The 14227-nt window shown below is 73.9% G+C and carries 15 protein-coding genes, 1 pseudogene and 1 riboswitch; of the genes and pseudogenes, 7 read left to right on the forward strand and 9 right to left on the reverse strand.

Features of this window, described 5'->3' with window-relative positions; genetic code table 11:
• Positions 1–187: 187 nt before the first annotated feature.
• The 7 genes from AB0D10_RS06415 to AB0D10_RS06445 all read right to left on the reverse strand — a co-directional run bounded on the left by AB0D10_RS06415 (position 188) and on the right by AB0D10_RS06445 (position 5241).
• Complete coding sequence (locus AB0D10_RS06415; protein WP_360252211.1) at positions 188–628, reverse strand: PH domain-containing protein; 441 nt, start codon at positions 626–628, stop codon at positions 188–190.
• Positions 629–733: 105 nt separating this feature from the next.
• Complete coding sequence (gene hisG, locus AB0D10_RS06420; RefSeq protein WP_360252214.1) at positions 734–1582, reverse strand: ATP phosphoribosyltransferase; 849 nt, start codon at positions 1580–1582, stop codon at positions 734–736.
• Between the two features lie 107 nt (positions 1583–1689).
• The gene (locus tag AB0D10_RS06425) at positions 1690–1962 is read right to left on the reverse strand and encodes a phosphoribosyl-ATP diphosphatase (RefSeq protein WP_360252217.1); all 273 of its coding nucleotides are present in this window, start codon (positions 1960–1962) and stop codon (positions 1690–1692) included.
• 127 nt (positions 1963–2089) lie between these two features.
• On the reverse strand, positions 2090–2563 hold the full coding sequence (ribH, locus tag AB0D10_RS06430) for a 6,7-dimethyl-8-ribityllumazine synthase (RefSeq protein WP_360252220.1): 474 nt from the start codon (positions 2561–2563) through the stop codon (positions 2090–2092).
• A 37-nt stretch (positions 2564–2600) separates the two neighbouring features.
• Complete coding sequence (locus AB0D10_RS06435) at positions 2601–3872, reverse strand: bifunctional 3,4-dihydroxy-2-butanone-4-phosphate synthase/GTP cyclohydrolase II (RefSeq protein ID WP_360252223.1); 1272 nt, start codon at positions 3870–3872, stop codon at positions 2601–2603.
• The gene (locus AB0D10_RS06440) at positions 3869–4516 is read right to left on the reverse strand and encodes a nicotinamide mononucleotide transporter family protein (RefSeq protein ID WP_360252226.1); all 648 of its coding nucleotides are present in this window, start codon (positions 4514–4516) and stop codon (positions 3869–3871) included. The genes AB0D10_RS06435 and AB0D10_RS06440 overlap by 4 nt, the downstream gene beginning before the upstream one ends.
• The gene (locus AB0D10_RS06445; RefSeq protein WP_360252229.1) at positions 4513–5241 is read right to left on the reverse strand and encodes a riboflavin synthase; all 729 of its coding nucleotides are present in this window, start codon (positions 5239–5241) and stop codon (positions 4513–4515) included. Before AB0D10_RS06445 ends, AB0D10_RS06440 begins: the two co-directional genes overlap by 4 nt.
• 216 nt (positions 5242–5457) lie before the next feature.
• Positions 5458–5585, reverse strand: a riboswitch (FMN riboswitch).
• Between the two features lie 281 nt (positions 5586–5866).
• Here AB0D10_RS06445 and AB0D10_RS06450 point away from each other — a divergent pair.
• Positions 5867–6115, forward strand: coding sequence for an SCO4226 family nickel-binding protein (locus tag AB0D10_RS06450; RefSeq protein ID WP_360252232.1), 249 nt, complete (start codon positions 5867–5869; stop codon positions 6113–6115).
• Between the two features lie 73 nt (positions 6116–6188).
• On the opposite strand, the gene AB0D10_RS06455 is transcribed toward AB0D10_RS06450, so the two are convergent.
• Positions 6189–6506, reverse strand: a complete 318-nt coding sequence (locus AB0D10_RS06455) for an antibiotic biosynthesis monooxygenase (protein ID WP_360252235.1) — start codon at positions 6504–6506, stop codon at positions 6189–6191.
• Between the two features lie 164 nt (positions 6507–6670).
• Here AB0D10_RS06455 and AB0D10_RS06460 point away from each other — a divergent pair, with 164 nt between their 5' ends.
• The 5 genes and pseudogenes from AB0D10_RS06460 (at position 6671) to AB0D10_RS06480 (ending at position 11761) form a co-directional block, all read left to right on the forward strand.
• The gene (locus tag AB0D10_RS06460) at positions 6671–7366 is read left to right on the forward strand and encodes an MSMEG_1061 family FMN-dependent PPOX-type flavoprotein (protein ID WP_360252238.1); all 696 of its coding nucleotides are present in this window, start codon (positions 6671–6673) and stop codon (positions 7364–7366) included.
• Between the two features lie 260 nt (positions 7367–7626).
• Positions 7627–8040, forward strand: a complete 414-nt coding sequence (locus AB0D10_RS06465; RefSeq protein WP_360252241.1) for an HIT family protein — start codon at positions 7627–7629, stop codon at positions 8038–8040.
• A gap of 167 nt (positions 8041–8207) precedes the next feature.
• Positions 8208–9268, forward strand: a pseudogene (locus AB0D10_RS06470) (serine hydrolase domain-containing protein).
• Positions 9269–9850: 582 nt separating this feature from the next.
• The gene (locus tag AB0D10_RS06475; RefSeq protein ID WP_360252244.1) at positions 9851–10492 is read left to right on the forward strand and encodes a hypothetical protein; all 642 of its coding nucleotides are present in this window, start codon (positions 9851–9853) and stop codon (positions 10490–10492) included.
• An 84-nt stretch (positions 10493–10576) separates the two neighbouring features.
• A complete protein-coding gene (locus AB0D10_RS06480) occupies positions 10577–11761 on the forward strand; it encodes an alpha/beta hydrolase (protein ID WP_360252247.1) in 1185 nt (394 codons plus the stop codon).
• 110 nt (positions 11762–11871) lie between these two features.
• On the opposite strand, the gene AB0D10_RS06485 is transcribed toward AB0D10_RS06480, so the two are convergent.
• Positions 11872–12414: a helix-turn-helix domain-containing protein gene (locus AB0D10_RS06485; protein WP_360252250.1), complete on the reverse strand. Its 543-nt coding sequence runs from the start codon at positions 12412–12414 to the stop codon at positions 11872–11874.
• A 146-nt stretch (positions 12415–12560) separates the two neighbouring features.
• On the opposite strand from AB0D10_RS06485, the gene AB0D10_RS06490 reads away from it, so the two are divergent.
• Positions 12561–14081, forward strand: coding sequence for an MFS transporter (locus tag AB0D10_RS06490; protein WP_360252253.1), 1521 nt, complete (start codon positions 12561–12563; stop codon positions 14079–14081).
• The last annotated feature ends 146 nt before the right edge of the window (positions 14082–14227 follow it).

Genomic DNA, 14227 nt, shown 5'->3' on the forward strand with positions numbered 1-14227 from the left:
CGTCCATCGAGGGGGAGTGTCACTCCTCAGGTCGGTGCGGTCGGTCGCTTTCGGGCAGGGCGGACTTTGCCCCGCTTTTACCAGCGTAGACCATACCCGGACGGACGTAAGGGGGAGTGTCGGGCCCTCCCGGCGCCGGAACCGCAGGTCGGAGGGCGCCGTGCCCCACCCCGCCCGCGGACCGGACTCAGGCCTCGACGTGGTACTCGACGAGGTCGCGCAGCGCGCGGGCGTCCGCGATCGCCTGCTCCTTGCCGACGCCGGGCTGGATGCCGACCGCGGCCAGCGAGGTGCCGTCTGCGAGGTCGAGGGTGGCCCACGGGTCGCCCTGGCGGAGGTTGACCCGGACGATCTCGGCCCAGGCGAGCCGACGGCTGCGCACGAAGTTGACCACCGTCACGCCGTTCGCGTCGGCGCTCACCCGGGGGCGGGCCAGCATCAGGCCGACGGCGGCGAACAGGACACCGCTGGAGATCATCATGATCCGGTCGTTGAGCTGCCAGTTCTCCGGGAGCAACACGGCCAGCACCGCGAACAGCACCACCAGCACGACACAGACCGGCAGCAGCACGATGCGGGTGCGGCGCGGCGCCCAGGTGACGGGGAACTCGACGGGCGGCGTGGACACGGGGGTCTCCGGGTGGTTCTGGTGGCGGCAGCGCGACGGGGCGGGGACGCCGGCCGGCGTCCCCGCCCCATTGAACCGTTCTTTACTCTCGCGCGGGCGAGCAGGTCAGAGGCGGCAGGCGTGGATGTTGGTGACCAGGATGGCCCGGGCACCGATGCCCCACAGGTCGTCCATGATCCGCTGGGCCTCCTTGCGGAGCACCATCGCGCGGACCGCGACCCAGCCCTCGGTGTGCAGCGGCGAGACGGTCGGCGACTCCAGGCCCGGGGTCAGCCCCACGGCGGCGCCGACGTTCTCGGCGCGGATGTCGTAGTCCATCAGCACGTAGCGGCGGGCCACCAGCACCCCCTGGAGGCGGCGCAGGAACTGCTCCACCCGCGGGTCCTCGCCGGCGCCCTTGGGGCGGATCACCACGGCGTCCGAGATCAGGATCGGCTCGCCGAAGACCTCCAGGCCGGCGTTGCGCAGGCTGGTCCCGGTCTCCACCACGTCGGCGATCACGTCGGCTACGCCCAGCTGCACTGCGGTCTCGACCGCGCCGTCCAGCTTGGTGACCGTCGCCGTCACGCCGTGGTCGGCCAGGTGCTGCTCGACCAGGCCGGTGTACGAGGTCGCGATCCGCAGGCCCTCCAGGCCCTTGACGTCCTCGACCGCCACGCCCTCGGGACGCGCGAAGCGGAAGGTCGACCCGGCGAAGCCGAGGGCGAGCACCTCCTCGGCGTTGGAGTGCGAGTCCAGCAGCAGGTCACGGCCGGTGACGCCGACGTCCAGGCGGCCGGAGCCGACGTAGACCGCGATGTCGCGCGGGCGGAGGAAGAAGAACTCGACCTCGTTGTTCGGGTCGACGAGGACGAGCTCCTTCGGGTCCTTCCGCTGCCGGTAGCCGGCCTCATGGAGCATCTCCGCCGCGGGACCCGAGAGCGAACCCTTGTTGGGGACGGCGATGCGCAGCATGGGAGGTTGCTTCCTTACCTGTAGGGAGGGGTGTGCTCGGCGGAGCGGGAGCCGTCACGGCCGTGCCCGTTCGGCGACGGCCGGTCGACGGGGTCTCTTCAGGGTGCTCAGAGGTACTTGTAGACGTCGTCGAGCGTCAGCCCGCGAGCGACCATCATCACCTGAAGGTGGTAGAGGAGCTGGGAGATCTCCTCCGCCGTCTGCTCGTCCGACTGGAACTCGGCGGCCATCCAGACCTCGGCGGCCTCCTCGACGACCTTCTTGCCGATCGCATGGACGCCCTGCTGGACGAGCTGCGCGGTGCGGGAGGACGAGGGGTCGCCGGTGGCGGCCTTCTGCTGGAGCTCGGAGAAGAGCTCCTCGAATGTCTTCGAAGCCATGATGGGGCCACCTTACGGCGTGCGGGCGGACGGACGGTAAACGGTCCCGGACCGTGGACGGTCCGGTGGACGTCCACGGTCCGGGACCGTGCGCGTTGTCGTCGCGGCACGGCCGCGGGCGTCGGTGTCAGCGCGCGGCGCGCAGCACCGCGGCGGTGGCGACGGCGGCGGTGACGGCCTCGTGGCCCTTGTCCTCGGCGGAGCCGGGCAGCCCCGCGCGGTCGATGGCCTGCTCCTCGTTGTCGCAGGTCAGCACGCCGAAGCCGACCGGAACGCCGGTGTCGACGCTGACCTGGGTGAGGCCGACGGTGGCCGCCTGGCAGACGTAGTCGAAGTGCGGGGTGCCGCCGCGGATCACCACGCCGAGGGCGACCACGGCGTCGTAGCCGCGGTCGGCGAGGCGCTTGGCGGCGACGGGCAGTTCGAAGGTGCCGGGGACGCGCAGCACGGTCGGCTCGGCGACGCCCAGCTCCTTGAGCGCGCGGTGGGCGCCGTCCAGCAGGCCGTTCATCACCCGGTCGTGCCACTGGGCGGCGATGACCGCGACCTTGAGGTCGGCCGCGCCGTCGATGGTCAGCTCGGGGGCTCCGTGACCGCTCATGTTCTGATCCGTTCTCTGTCGGGTGGGTGTGGGTGCTTCAGGAGCCGAGGCCGGGCAGGTCGTGACCCATCCGGTCGCGCTTGGTCTGCAGGTAGCGCAGGTTGTGCTCGCCGGGCGCGATCTCGACCGCCTCGCGCCCCTTGACCTTCAGACCGTGCTCGGTGAGCGCGGTCAGCTTCCGCGGGTTGTTGGTGAGCAGGGTGAGCGAGCGGACGCCGAGGTCCACCAGCATCTGCGCCGCGATGCTGTAGTCGCGGGCGTCAGCGGGCAGGCCGAGGTCCAGGTTGGCGTCGACGGTGTCGCGCCCCTGCTCCTGCAGCTGGTACGCGCGCAGCTTGTGGGCCAGGCCGATCCCCCGCCCCTCGTGCCCGCGCAGGTAGAGCACCACGCCGCGGCCGGCCTCGGCGACCCGCCGCAGCGAGGCCTCCAGCTGCGGGCCGCAGTCGCAGCGCAGCGAACCGAAGACATCGCCGGTCAGGCACTCGGAGTGGACCCGCACCAGGACGTCCTCGCCGTCCGGCAGCCGGCCGTCCGCGTCGAGACCGCCCGCCACCAGGGCGATGTGCTCGACGCCGTCGATGGTGCCCTCGTATCCGACGGCGGTGAACTCGCCGTGCACGGTGGGCAGGGCGGTGACGGCGGCCCGGTCGACGTGCAGCTCGGTGCGGCGGCGGTAGGCGATCAGGTCCTCGATCGAGATGATCGCGAGACCGTGCTCACGGGCGAAGACGACCAGCTCGGGCAGCCGGGCCATGGTGCCGTCGTCGTTGACCACCTCGGCGATCGCACCCGCCGGCGGCAGCCCGGCGAGCCGTGCCAGGTCGACGGCGGCCTCGGTGTGGCCGGGACGGACCAGCACGCCGCCCTCCACCGCGCGCAGCGGGAAGACGTGCCCCGGGCGGGTCAGGTCGCCGGGCCCGGTGCCGGGCGAGGAGAGCAGCCGGACGGTGCGGGCGCGGTCCGCGGCGGAGATGCCGGTGTCGACCCCCTCGCGGGCGTCCACCGAGACGGTGTACGCGGTGCCCTTGCGGTCCTCGTTGACCTGGGTCATCGGCGGGAGCTTCAGGCGGTCCAGCTCCTCCCCGGTCATCGGGGCGCAGATCACGCCGGAGCTGTAGCGGATGGTGAACGCCATCAGCTCGGGGGTGGCCGCGGAGGCGGCGAAGACGAGATCGCCCTCGTTCTCGCGGTCCTCGTCGTCGACCACGACCACCGCGCGGCCGAGCGCGATGTCGGCGATCGCCCGCTCGACGGGGTCGAGGACGAGCTCGGCCTCGACGGTGCCCTTGTCGGACTGGTTCTCGGTCATGCCGTGGCTCCCTGCGGGACGGTGACGGACTCGGTGCGCGGCTCACGGGTGCTCAGCCACCAGGAGCGGAGGCCGAGCAGCACCAGAACGAAGTAGACGGAGTAGGTGAGGCCGGAGAAGGTGTAACCGCTGTTGAAGGCGAACGGGACGCCGACGATGTCGACCGCGATCCAGGCCAACCAGAACTCCACCCAGCCGCGCGCCTGCGCCACCATCGCGGCCAGCGTGCCGACGAAGATGTAGGCGTCCGACCACGGGCTCCAGGACAGGCTGGGGAACGAGGTGAAGAGCAGGGCGAGCGCGACCGTACCGGCCGCGGTGCCGGCCGCCAGCGCCAGGCGCTCGGGCCAACGGGCGAACCGCACCGCGATGGTGCCGCTGTCCTGGCGGCCCCGGCGCCACTGCGCCCAGCCCCAGGCGGCGGTGGCGATCACGATCAGCTGCTTGCCGATCAGGCCGGGGACGTGGCCGCCGAGGTAGGCGGTGATCAGCACCACGCCGGACAGCAGCTGGACCGGCCAGCTCCAGACCGAACGGCGCCAGCCGAGCGCGAGGCCGGCGAAACCGAGCAGGTTGCCGAACATGTCGGCCCACCTCACGTGTTCGCCGAGGACGGTGAACGCTTCTCCGCTGAGCCAGCTCACTCGGACTCCCCCGGGGTCTCGTCGATCGGCAGGTCCTGCGAACCCGGCGGGTTCGGCAGGCCCGGCAGGTTCGGCAGGCCCGGCAGGTTCGGCAGGGTGCGGGACTCCAGGAGGCGCTCGACGTACTTGGCGAGCACGTCCACCTCCAGGTTGACGCTCTCGCCGACGGTCCTGGCGCCCAGCGTGGTCAGCGCGAGGGTGGCCGGGATGAGGCTGACGGTGAAGCTGTCCCGGGCCGCCTCCACCACGGTGAGGCTGACGCCGTCGACCGTGATCGAGCCCTTCTCCACCAGGTAGCGGGAGATGGTGTCGGGCAGCGAGAACCGCAGTACCTCCCAGCGCAGTTCGCCGTTCGCGTCGCGCTCGCCGGGCTCGCGGCTCACCAGCCGCCCGGTGGCGTCGACGTGGCCCTGGACGAGGTGACCGCCGAGCCGGGCGCCGAGCGCCATGGCACGCTCCAGGTTGACCCGGGAACCGGGCTTCAGCTCCCCCAGGCTGGAGCGGTGCAGCGTCTCGGCCATCACGTCGGCGCTGAACTCACCGGTGCCCGCGGCCAGTTCCTCCGGGGTGTCGACGACGGTCAGGCACACGCCGTTGACCGCGATGGAGTCACCGTGACCCGCGTCCGTACAGACCACCGGGCCGCGCAGGCGGATCCGCGAGGAGTCGCCGATCTCCTCGATCGACACGACCTCGCCGAGCTCTTCGATGATGCCGGTGAACACCCGGGTTCTCCTCGCGCTTGGGGCGCGGACTCCGGGGCGGCAGAGGGAGATGACACGGACGGGCAACGGCGCACGGGCCGGCGGCACGACCCGTCGCCGGGGTGCCGGAGCCGCCGGGAGATCGCTCGCCCGGCCCGGGAGACACTGCTCCCGGCGTTCACCTGACCGCGGTCCGGTCCGGTAACGATGGACCACGGGTACTGCTCCACGTCCGCCCGCGCACGCCTCCCATCCGGACTTTAACCGTCGGTCCAGGAATTTCACCTGGTCAACCGGCCGCTGGCTGCGGACGGGTCGCGGACTGTAACCGCCGGTTCGGATTTTCACCGACCCCGGAGTGCGCTGAACGTCACTGCTGTTGCGGTCATTCTGCCACGGTCGGCGCAAGGACAGGGAGTGGCTTCCGCTGTGGCCTGTTTCACGAACGTGCGGGGAATGTGCGACGGGGTGCTACGCGCTCAGTCGGGGATCGGGTCGGTGCCGGAGGCGGAGGCCGGGCCGGCGGCCCTGTGGCGGGGGTGGGGACGGGGACGGGGACGGTCTGGTGGCGGAGGCGGGCGGCAGGGGCGACGCTGGTAGATGGGGTCCTGCCGGTCGGCGCACCGAAGCTACGGAGGCGAGCGCGATGGCGAAGTTCATGGACGTCCACCACGGGATGAACGGAATCACGGCGGAGATGCTCAGGCAGGCCCACGCGGCCGACCTCGCGGTCGAGGGCGAGGAGGGCGTGCACTTCCAGCAGGCGTGGGCGGACCCGGAGTCGGGCACGGTGTACTGCCTCTCCGAGGCGCCCTCCAAGGAAGCCGTGCAGCGGGTGCACAGCCGTACCGGGCACCCGGCGGACGAGATCCACCCGGTGCCGTTGACCGTGTGAGTCGTCGACGCCGTCGACCGGTTGACCGTGCGGGCCGTCGACGCCGTCGACCGTGCTGGTCGTCGGCCGCGGGTCACGGTGTGGCGGGCGCGGTGATCTGCAGGAAGTGGGTGACCTCCGGCGGGTGCGCGAGGTGGCGCAGCTCGCCCTCCGACCAGACCGGCCGGATCCGCCACATCGGCCCGGCGTACCCGCGCAGGGCGGCCTCGTCGCGCCAGCGGCTCAACACCAGCACCCGGTACCCGTCCTCCTCCGACACCGAGCGCAGCAGCTCGCCGCCGAGACAGCCGTCCGTCCGGCCCAGCTGCGGGATCACCTGGGCCGCCAGGTGGGTGCAGAACTCCTCGGCGTGACCGGCCAGCACCTGCCCGGTCCAGATCCTGACGATCACGACCACCACCTCCGGCCGACTGGATCCCCGTGCCCACGACTCGATGCCCTGTGCCCATTATCGGCGGAAAACCGCTGGTGGCGAGGGGTTCAGCCACGATCGGTCCGCACGTCCCGGGGTGGTCGGCCCCGGGCGCGACGGGAGCGCTCCGCTAGATTCCCGGCATGACCACCACACCGGAAGCTGTCACTGCGTCAAGCACCGGACCGGACCGGCCGGGCCGCCTGTTCGATGCCCTCGACGCGGGGGCCCTCAGGGACGCCGCCCAGCTGCGCGAGATCTACGAACAACCCGGCGACCACGCGCGCCGCAAACAGGTCGGCCACCTCCACGACGTCGCACAGCGCCTGATCGCCTGCGCCTCGCTGGTCTTCGTCGCCAGCGCCGACGCCGCCGGACACTGCGACGTCTCCCCGCGCGGCGGGCCGGCCGGGCTGGTCTCGGTGCTCGACGAGTACACCCTGGCCATACCGGACGCCACCGGCAACAAGCGGTTGGACACCCTGCACAACATTGTGGAGACCGGCCGGGTCGGACTGCTCTTCGTCGTCCCGGGCCGGGAGACCACCCTGCGGGTGAACGGCCGGGCCTGCGTCTCCACCGACCCCGAACTGCTGCGCCAGCTGACCGCCGTCGGCAAGCCGCCGCGCAGCGCGATCGTGGTCGCGGTGGAGGAGGTGTACGCCCACTGCCCGAAGTCGCTCCTGCGGAGCTCGGCGTGGAAGCCGGAGAACTGGCTCGCCAAGGACGACCAGCCGAGTTCGGCGGAGGTCACGCTCTCGCACCTGCGGGACGAGTCGCTGACCATCGAGATGATCGAGCAGACGGAGCGGGAGGCGCTGCTGTACCGGTACGAGTGAGGGCGGACGGCGGTGCCGCGCGGCGCGGCGTGGCGCGGCGTGGCCGTGTGATGTGCCGCGTGCGGGTGCGCGGGTGGGGTCCGCGTCTGCCGGTGGGGCGCCGGGCCCGGAGCGCGTGGTGCGCCCGCCGGTCGGCCCCCTGCAGCACGGTGCGCCCGGCGGCGGCGCGGCCGCACCCGGTCGGCGGCCGGTCGGGTGACGACGGCCGCACGGCCGTCCGCCGGCGTGCCGGGGCTGCCGCCGGTGGCTTGAATGGACGGATGGACTGCGTCTTCTGTGCGGTGGTGGCGGGCGCGGAGCCCGCGCACCGGGTGCTGGACGAGGAGGCGGCCGTGGCCTTCCTGGACCGCCGGCCGCTGTTCCCCGGACACGTCCTGGTCGTCCCGCGCGCCCATCACCGCACGCTCGCGGACCTGCCGGCGGACGAGGTCGGGCCGTTCTTCCTCCAGGTGCAGCGCGTGGCGGCGGCCGTCGAGCACGGACTGGGCGCGGCGGGCAGCTTCGTGGCGGCCAACAACCGGATCAGCCAGTCGGTGCCGCACCTGCACGTCCACGTGGTGCCGCGCAATCCGAAGGACGGGCTGCGCGGCTTCTTCTGGCCCCGGCGGGCGTACCCGGACGAGGCGGGCGCGGCGGAGATCGCGGCCCGGCTGCGGACCGCACTGACCGGTTGAGCGCAGGCGGCCCCGTGCTCGGACCTCCCGCACCCGCCCCTCGCGTGCCGTACTCGCCCCTACCGTGCCGGGCGCAGCCGGGCGTACGCCCGGAGGAGCATCCGGGGCGGCCGAAATCCTTTTCGGGTCTGACGAGTCGGCAGGTCGGGCCGCCTAGGCTCACTGTCATGAACGAACTCGCGCGCGTCGTGCAGCAGACGGTCGACCGGCTCGCGGGCCGGCACGTCGGCGCGGTGGTCGCCGGACTGGCCGGCGGGGACACGGAGATCCGCGGCATCGGGCGGACGGGGCCGGGCGGCGGCACCCCCGGGCCTGACACCCTGTTCGAAATCGGTTCCGTCACCAAGGTGTTCACTTCGCTCGCACTCGCGCGGCTCGCGCTCGACGGCACGGTGCGACTCGACGAGCCGCTCGCCGAGGTGCTCGCCGACGCGCGGGACGGCCGGGTCGTCGTCCCGGCCCGCGGCGGGCAGCCGATCACGCTGCGACACCTGGCCACCCACAGCGCGGGGCTCCCCCGGCTGCCCCGGGGCATGCTGGTGAGGGCGCTGCTCAGGCCCAACGACCCGGACCCGTACGCCCACTGCACCGCCGAGCACGTGCTGGACGGGCTCGCCCGGACCCGTCTGGGGACCGCGCCCGGGCGCGGCTTCCGGTACTCCAACCTCGGTGCCGGGCTGCTGGGCCTGGCCCTCGCGCACCGGGCCGGCACCGGGTACGAGGAGTTGGTGACGCGTGAGGTCTGCGAGCCGCTGGGACTGGTGGACACCCTGGTGCGGTCGGGCGCCGAGCGGTCCGGGCGGCTCGCGCACGGGCACACCCAGGGCGGCCGGTGCCCTCCTGGGACATGGCGGCCCTCCCGGGCATGGGCGGGCTCCGGTCCACCGCCGCGGACCTCGCGATACTCCTGCGGGCCCAGCTGGCGGCCGACCGTGAGCCGGAGTCACCGCTGACGCCCGCGATCGTGCTCACTCGGGAGACCAGGCACCGGGTCAACCCCTTCGCCTGGATGTACCTGGGCTGGCTCGGCCACCGGCTGCACAGCCAGCAGGGCGGCCACCTGCAGATCTGGCACAACGGCGGTACGGGCGGGTTCCGTTCGTTCGTGGCCTTCGATCCGGAGACGCAGGTGGGCGTGGCGGTGCTGGCCAACACCCGCCGGTCCGTCGATCCGGTGGGGACGGCGCTGCTGCGCCGACTTCAGAAGGACTTCGCGACGGCGGGGTGACCGCGCAGCGGTCGACAGCCGCCCCGGGGCGTGCGGGCCGCCGCCTACGGGGCGCCGTCGCCGCGCGCGGGGCACCGGGGGCGGGCGGGGCACCGGGGGCGTGCGCGGCGTCGGGGGCGCGCGGGACCGGGCGGGAGCGCGCGGACCGTCCGGGGCTCCGGCCCGGCGGGTCCGGAGCCCCGGGTCGGATTCGCGGCGGGCGGGCACTCACGCGGCCCGGGGAGGGCCCTGCGTAGGCGTTCCCCCTGCTCATCGGCACCCCGGTGGTGGGGGGTTCCGGGCCGGGGGTGATGATGGCGGGGTCGTTTCGGGCCAAAAGATGCCGATTGGCACTGTTGCCGGGTCCATGAACGGTCGATGCTGATCCGGCAGATGCGGTTCCGATTGGGGTCCGCCGAGTGAGAGGTGGCCGACGTGGCGGTGGTGTGGTCGCCGACGCGGGTGCGGGCAGTCCGTCCGGCCGAGCCGGTCGGTCGGTCGGGCCGGTTCGACCAGGCCGGGTCGGCCGGCCGGTTCGGGCCGCCGGTGCGCGTGTACCGGCGCTTCCGGCCGGTGCCCCGGCGGGCACGGATCCCGCTGGACGTGTGCACGATCGTCATGGCGGTCGCGGCCTGCCTGACGCTCGGCCAGTGGTGGCCCGCGCCCGTGGTGGTGGCCGTCGCGGTGCTGGCGGCGAGCGGGTACGGCTGGCTGCGGCCGGCGCCCGGGCTGCGGGCGGTCCGGGTCCACGAGGGCGGCCTGGTGCTGCTCGCGGCGGACGGCGACGAACGCCCGCTGCCGTGGAGCTCGTTGGAGGCCACCGAGTACTCCCCCGGCGGGCGGCACGGGGAGGGCGAACAGGGCCGGATCTGGCCGGCCGGCGCGAGCGAACCGCTGGTGCTGGATCACCTGCGCGGGCTGGGCCGGCTGTTCCGCGAGCTGGAGGAACGCCTCTCCCCCGGGCTCCGGGCCGCCCTGCACGAAACGCTGCGCACCGAGGGCAGCATCCGGTTCGCCCGGGGCCGGCTGACCGTCACGGCCGGCGGCCTGGTGCACCGGCCGCCGCATCCGCTCGCGGCGACGGAGGCCTACCGGTGGGCGGAGGTCGAGTCGGCCCGGGCCTCCGACCTCGGGGAGCTGGAGATCCGGACGCACTCGGTCGGCCTGCCGCTCACCCTCCCGGTGCCCAACGCCCGCGCGGCAGCGGACTTCCTGACCGAACTCCGGGCGGCGGCGGCCCCCTAGGGGTGCGACGGGCACGACCCGGAGGGGACCGGTCAGCCGCTGAGCCGACGTCAGCTCCACGGCTCGCGACCTACCGTCGCAGACATGAGCCGACTTCGTACCGCTGCCGCGGCAGCCCTGCTGCTCGCGCTGCCGTTGTCCGTCGCCGCTGCCGCCCCGGCCCTGGCCGCACCCGCGCCGCCCGCTTCCAGCCTCACCGCCGATGCCCCGACCGGCACCCGGGCCGCCGTCCCCATCGAACTCCCGCATCCGACCGGGCCGTACGCGGTCGGACAGGAGGTCCTGCAACTGGTGGACCGGGACCGTCCGGACCCGTGGGTGCCCTCCGCCGGTCCGCGCCGGCTGATGGTCTCGATGTACTACCCCGCGCACGCCGGCACGGGCAGCCCGGCCCCGTACATGACCGACGGGGCGGCCCGAGCGCTGCTGGACACGAAGCTGCCGGGCAACACCATCCCGACCGAGGCATTGACCGGCACCCGGACCTGGGCGGAGTCCGGCGCACGCCCGCAGGGCGGCCACTACCCGCTGGTGGTGCTGTCCCCCGGCTTCACCATGCCACGGACCTCGCTCACCGGCCTCGCCACGGACCTGACCAGCCGCGGCTACGTGGTCGCGCTGGTCGACCACACCTACGAGAACACCGGGACGACCTTCCCGGACGGGCAGACGCTGCCCTGCTTGATGTGCGACCGGCCCAAGGACTGGGCGCAGGTGGACGAGAGCCGGGCGAAGGACGTGTCCTTCGTCATCGACCGCCTGACCGACCGCCCGCACCCGGCCTGGCGCTACGCCCGCATGATCGACCGCGACCGGATCGGCATGGCCGGCCACTCGGCCGGTGGCGCGGCCACCGTCCCGGCCCTGGTCGCCGACGACCGGATCCGGGCCGGAGTGGACCTGGACGGCACGATGGACGTCCCGGTGCCCGCCTCCGGGATCGGCGGCAAGCCGTACCTGATGATGGGCCACCCGCTGCCCGGCGGCGGCGAGGACAGCTCCTGGACGGAGAGCTGGCCCAACCTCGACGGCTGGAAGCGCTGGCTGACCGTCGACGGCACCATCCACCCGAGCTTCACCGACTTCCCGGTGCTCCTCGAAGGCCTCGGCCTCCCCCAGGGGCCCGGGGCCACCATCGCGCCCCGGCGCGCCGTCGAACTCACCCGCCGGTACGTCGGGGCCTTCTTCGACCTGCAATTGAAGGGCATCGAGCAGCCGCTGCTGGACGGCCCGACCGCCGCCGACCCGGAGGTGCGGTTCCAGTCCTGACGGCGGCGTCCGGGGCGAGGCCGTCGGCAGTCCGCCGACGGCCTCGTCCGCGTGCGGTGAGGAGGGGGGCGGGGCGCCGGTCCAGGCGGATGCGGCCGGGTGCGGCCGGTTCAGGCGGGTGCGGCCGCCGAGGCGATGGGTTCGAGCAGCGGGTGCGGGCGGACCAGGGCGCGGGAGACCGGGTCGTCGCGGAGGCTGCCGCCGCGGGCGGCGTTGGGGCGCATGAGGACCCGGTCGGGCGGGACGGGTGCGCCGCCGCAGGCCGGGCAGGCGCCGACGAGGTCGAGGTCGGTGCCGCAGTCGGCGTGCGCGAAGAGGTGGTGCGGGCCGCCCTCGGTGGCGTGCCGGCCGCCCCAGCGGCTCAACTGGTAGAGCGGCCCCCAGAGTTCGAGGCCGGTGTCGGTGAGCAGGTAGCCGTGGCGCAGCGGCGTCTGCAGGTAGGGCTCCTTGCGCAGCACACCGGCCGCGACCAGGCCGTTGAGGCGGGCGGTGAGGACGGCGCGCGGGATGCCGAGGTGGGTGAGGAAGTCGTTGAAGCGCTGCACGCCGTAGAACGCGTCGCGGACGATCAGCAGGCTCCAGCGTTCGCCGACCACCTCCAGGGCGCGGGCCAGTGCGCAGTCCTGCAGTTCGTAGTCGGTTCCCAGGGCCATGGGCGTCAGCCTAGTCCACACCCCGTATGGGTTCAATGAACAGACCGATGGTGCTAGCGTGCGACTTGAGCCAAAGGTTCATTCACCAGACTCAAAGCCAGGGATCCGCTGGTGGATCGCTGGTCCCGTCCCGGAGGGAACACCCCATGCCCCTCGCACCAACCACCTCGCCCCCCGACGGCCACGTCGCCCCCGCTCACCGCGTCCGGCCCGGTGCCACACTCGCCACCACCGCGGCCGCGACCGCGCTGACCACCGTGGCCTACACCGCCCCCACCGCCTCGCTCGCGGCCACCGCGCAGGCCGCCCACCTGGATGCCTCCGGCCGCACCTGGATCCTCACCGGCACCCTGGTCGGCATCTCGGCGTTACTGCTCACCGCCGGGAGCCTGGCCGACGACCACGGCCGCAAGCGGGTCTTCACCATCGGCGTGCTGCTCTTCGCCGCCGCCGAGGCACTGGCCGCACTGACGCCCGGCGGCGCCGTCTACCTGACCGCCCGGGTGCTCCTCGGCGTCGCCTCGGCGGCCGTCCTCGCCCCGGCGCTCGGCCTGATCAGCCACGCCCACCCGACCGGGCCGGAACGGATCCGGGCGCTGGGCGTCTGGGGCGCGGCCGTCGGCCTCGGGATCGCGGTCGGACCGGTCTACGGAGCGCTCGTCCAGCAGTGGGCCGGGTGGCGCGCGGTCAGCGGCGGGATCGCCGTGGCCTCGGCCGTCGTGGCCGCCTGCGCCGTCACCGCCCTCACCGAGTCGCGGTCCGAGCGGCCGCGCGCGCTCGATCCGTACGGCGTGCTCGCACTGGCCGCCGGAACGTCCCTGCTGATCGCGGGCCTGGCCGAGGGCCGCGCCGGCTGGACACAGCCGCTGGTGCCGGCCCTGCTGGTGAGCGGGGTGCTGCTGCTGGCGGCGTTCGCCGCGGTCGAGGCGAGGACGGCGGAGCCGATGCTGGACCTCGCGCTGTTCCGCAGCCCCGGCTTCCTCGCGGCCACCGGCGGGGCCCTGTTCACCGGACTGTCGCTGGTCGGCTTCATGAGTTACCTGCCCACCCTGCTGCAAGGCGTGCTCGGACTGTCCGGGCCGGCCGCGGGCGGCGTGCTGGCGTTGTGGTCGGGCCTGTCGGTGGTGTCCGCGCTGCAGGCCCGACGGCTGGCCGCGCACCTGCCGGCCACCGCGCAGGTCGCCCTCGGCCTGCTGGTCTGCGGAGTGGGCGAGCTGGGCCTGTACGGGCTCGCCCCCGACTCGTCCTGGCTGCGGCCGGCACCGGGCCTCGCGGTCGCGGGCATCGGCAGCGGGGTGCTCAACGCGGCCCTGGCCCGGCTGGCGGTCGGCAGCGTCCCGGCGCACCGGGCGGCGATGGGCTCCGGCGCCAACAACACCGCCCGCTACCTGGGTTCGGCCCTCGGAGTGGCGGTCGCGGTCGCCGTCGCCGACTCCGCCCGCCCGGGCGCACCGGGCCCCGACGCGGCGGCCCGCGCACTGGCAGCGGGTGCCGACCGGGCCGTCCTGGTCGCCGCCGCCCTCTGCCTGGCCGGCACCCTGTTCGCCCTCGCCGCCCGCACCGCCGAGCGCCGCGCAGCCGCTCGTCCTGAGACGGAGGCAGACGCGGAGGCGGAGGCAGACGCGGAGGCGACAGGACCGGCCCGGAAGCCTGCGCCTGCGCGGTGACACCGGAAGTCGACCCCCGGGACGACCGTGACCGGCCTCACCATGGCACCCCGACCACCGCACCATGCCCGCCCTGGGCCGAGCGGCACCCGCGCAGGAAGCCCGACCGGGCCGGCTTCTCGCGTGCCGGGTGCGCGGGACCGCGG

The sequence above is a fragment of the Kitasatospora sp. NPDC048545 genome (genome assembly GCF_040651155.1).
In the GTDB taxonomy this organism is placed as follows: Bacteria; Actinomycetota; Actinomycetes; order Streptomycetales; family Streptomycetaceae; genus Kitasatospora.

Coding starts and splice junctions, on each gene's coding strand:
- AB0D10_RS06480 (WP_360252247.1), top strand. CDS start 10,577: ATGAGCCGACTTCGTACCGCTGCCGCGGCAGCCCTGCTGCTCGCGCTG.
- AB0D10_RS06460 (WP_360252238.1), top strand. CDS start 6,671: ATGACCACCACACCGGAAGCTGTCACTGCGTCAAGCACCGGACCGGAC.
- AB0D10_RS06425 (WP_360252217.1), bottom strand. CDS start 1,962: ATGGCTTCGAAGACATTCGAGGAGCTCTTCTCCGAGCTCCAGCAGAAG.
- AB0D10_RS06435 (WP_360252223.1), bottom strand. CDS start 3,872: ATGACCGAGAACCAGTCCGACAAGGGCACCGTCGAGGCCGAGCTCGTC.
- hisG (WP_360252214.1), bottom strand. CDS start 1,582: ATGCTGCGCATCGCCGTCCCCAACAAGGGTTCGCTCTCGGGTCCCGCG.
- AB0D10_RS06465 (WP_360252241.1), top strand. CDS start 7,627: ATGGACTGCGTCTTCTGTGCGGTGGTGGCGGGCGCGGAGCCCGCGCAC.
- ribH (WP_360252220.1), bottom strand. CDS start 2,563: ATGAGCGGTCACGGAGCCCCCGAGCTGACCATCGACGGCGCGGCCGAC.
- AB0D10_RS06485 (WP_360252250.1), bottom strand. CDS start 12,414: ATGGCCCTGGGAACCGACTACGAACTGCAGGACTGCGCACTGGCCCGC.
- AB0D10_RS06490 (WP_360252253.1), top strand. CDS start 12,561: ATGCCCCTCGCACCAACCACCTCGCCCCCCGACGGCCACGTCGCCCCC.
- AB0D10_RS06450 (WP_360252232.1), top strand. CDS start 5,867: ATGGCGAAGTTCATGGACGTCCACCACGGGATGAACGGAATCACGGCG.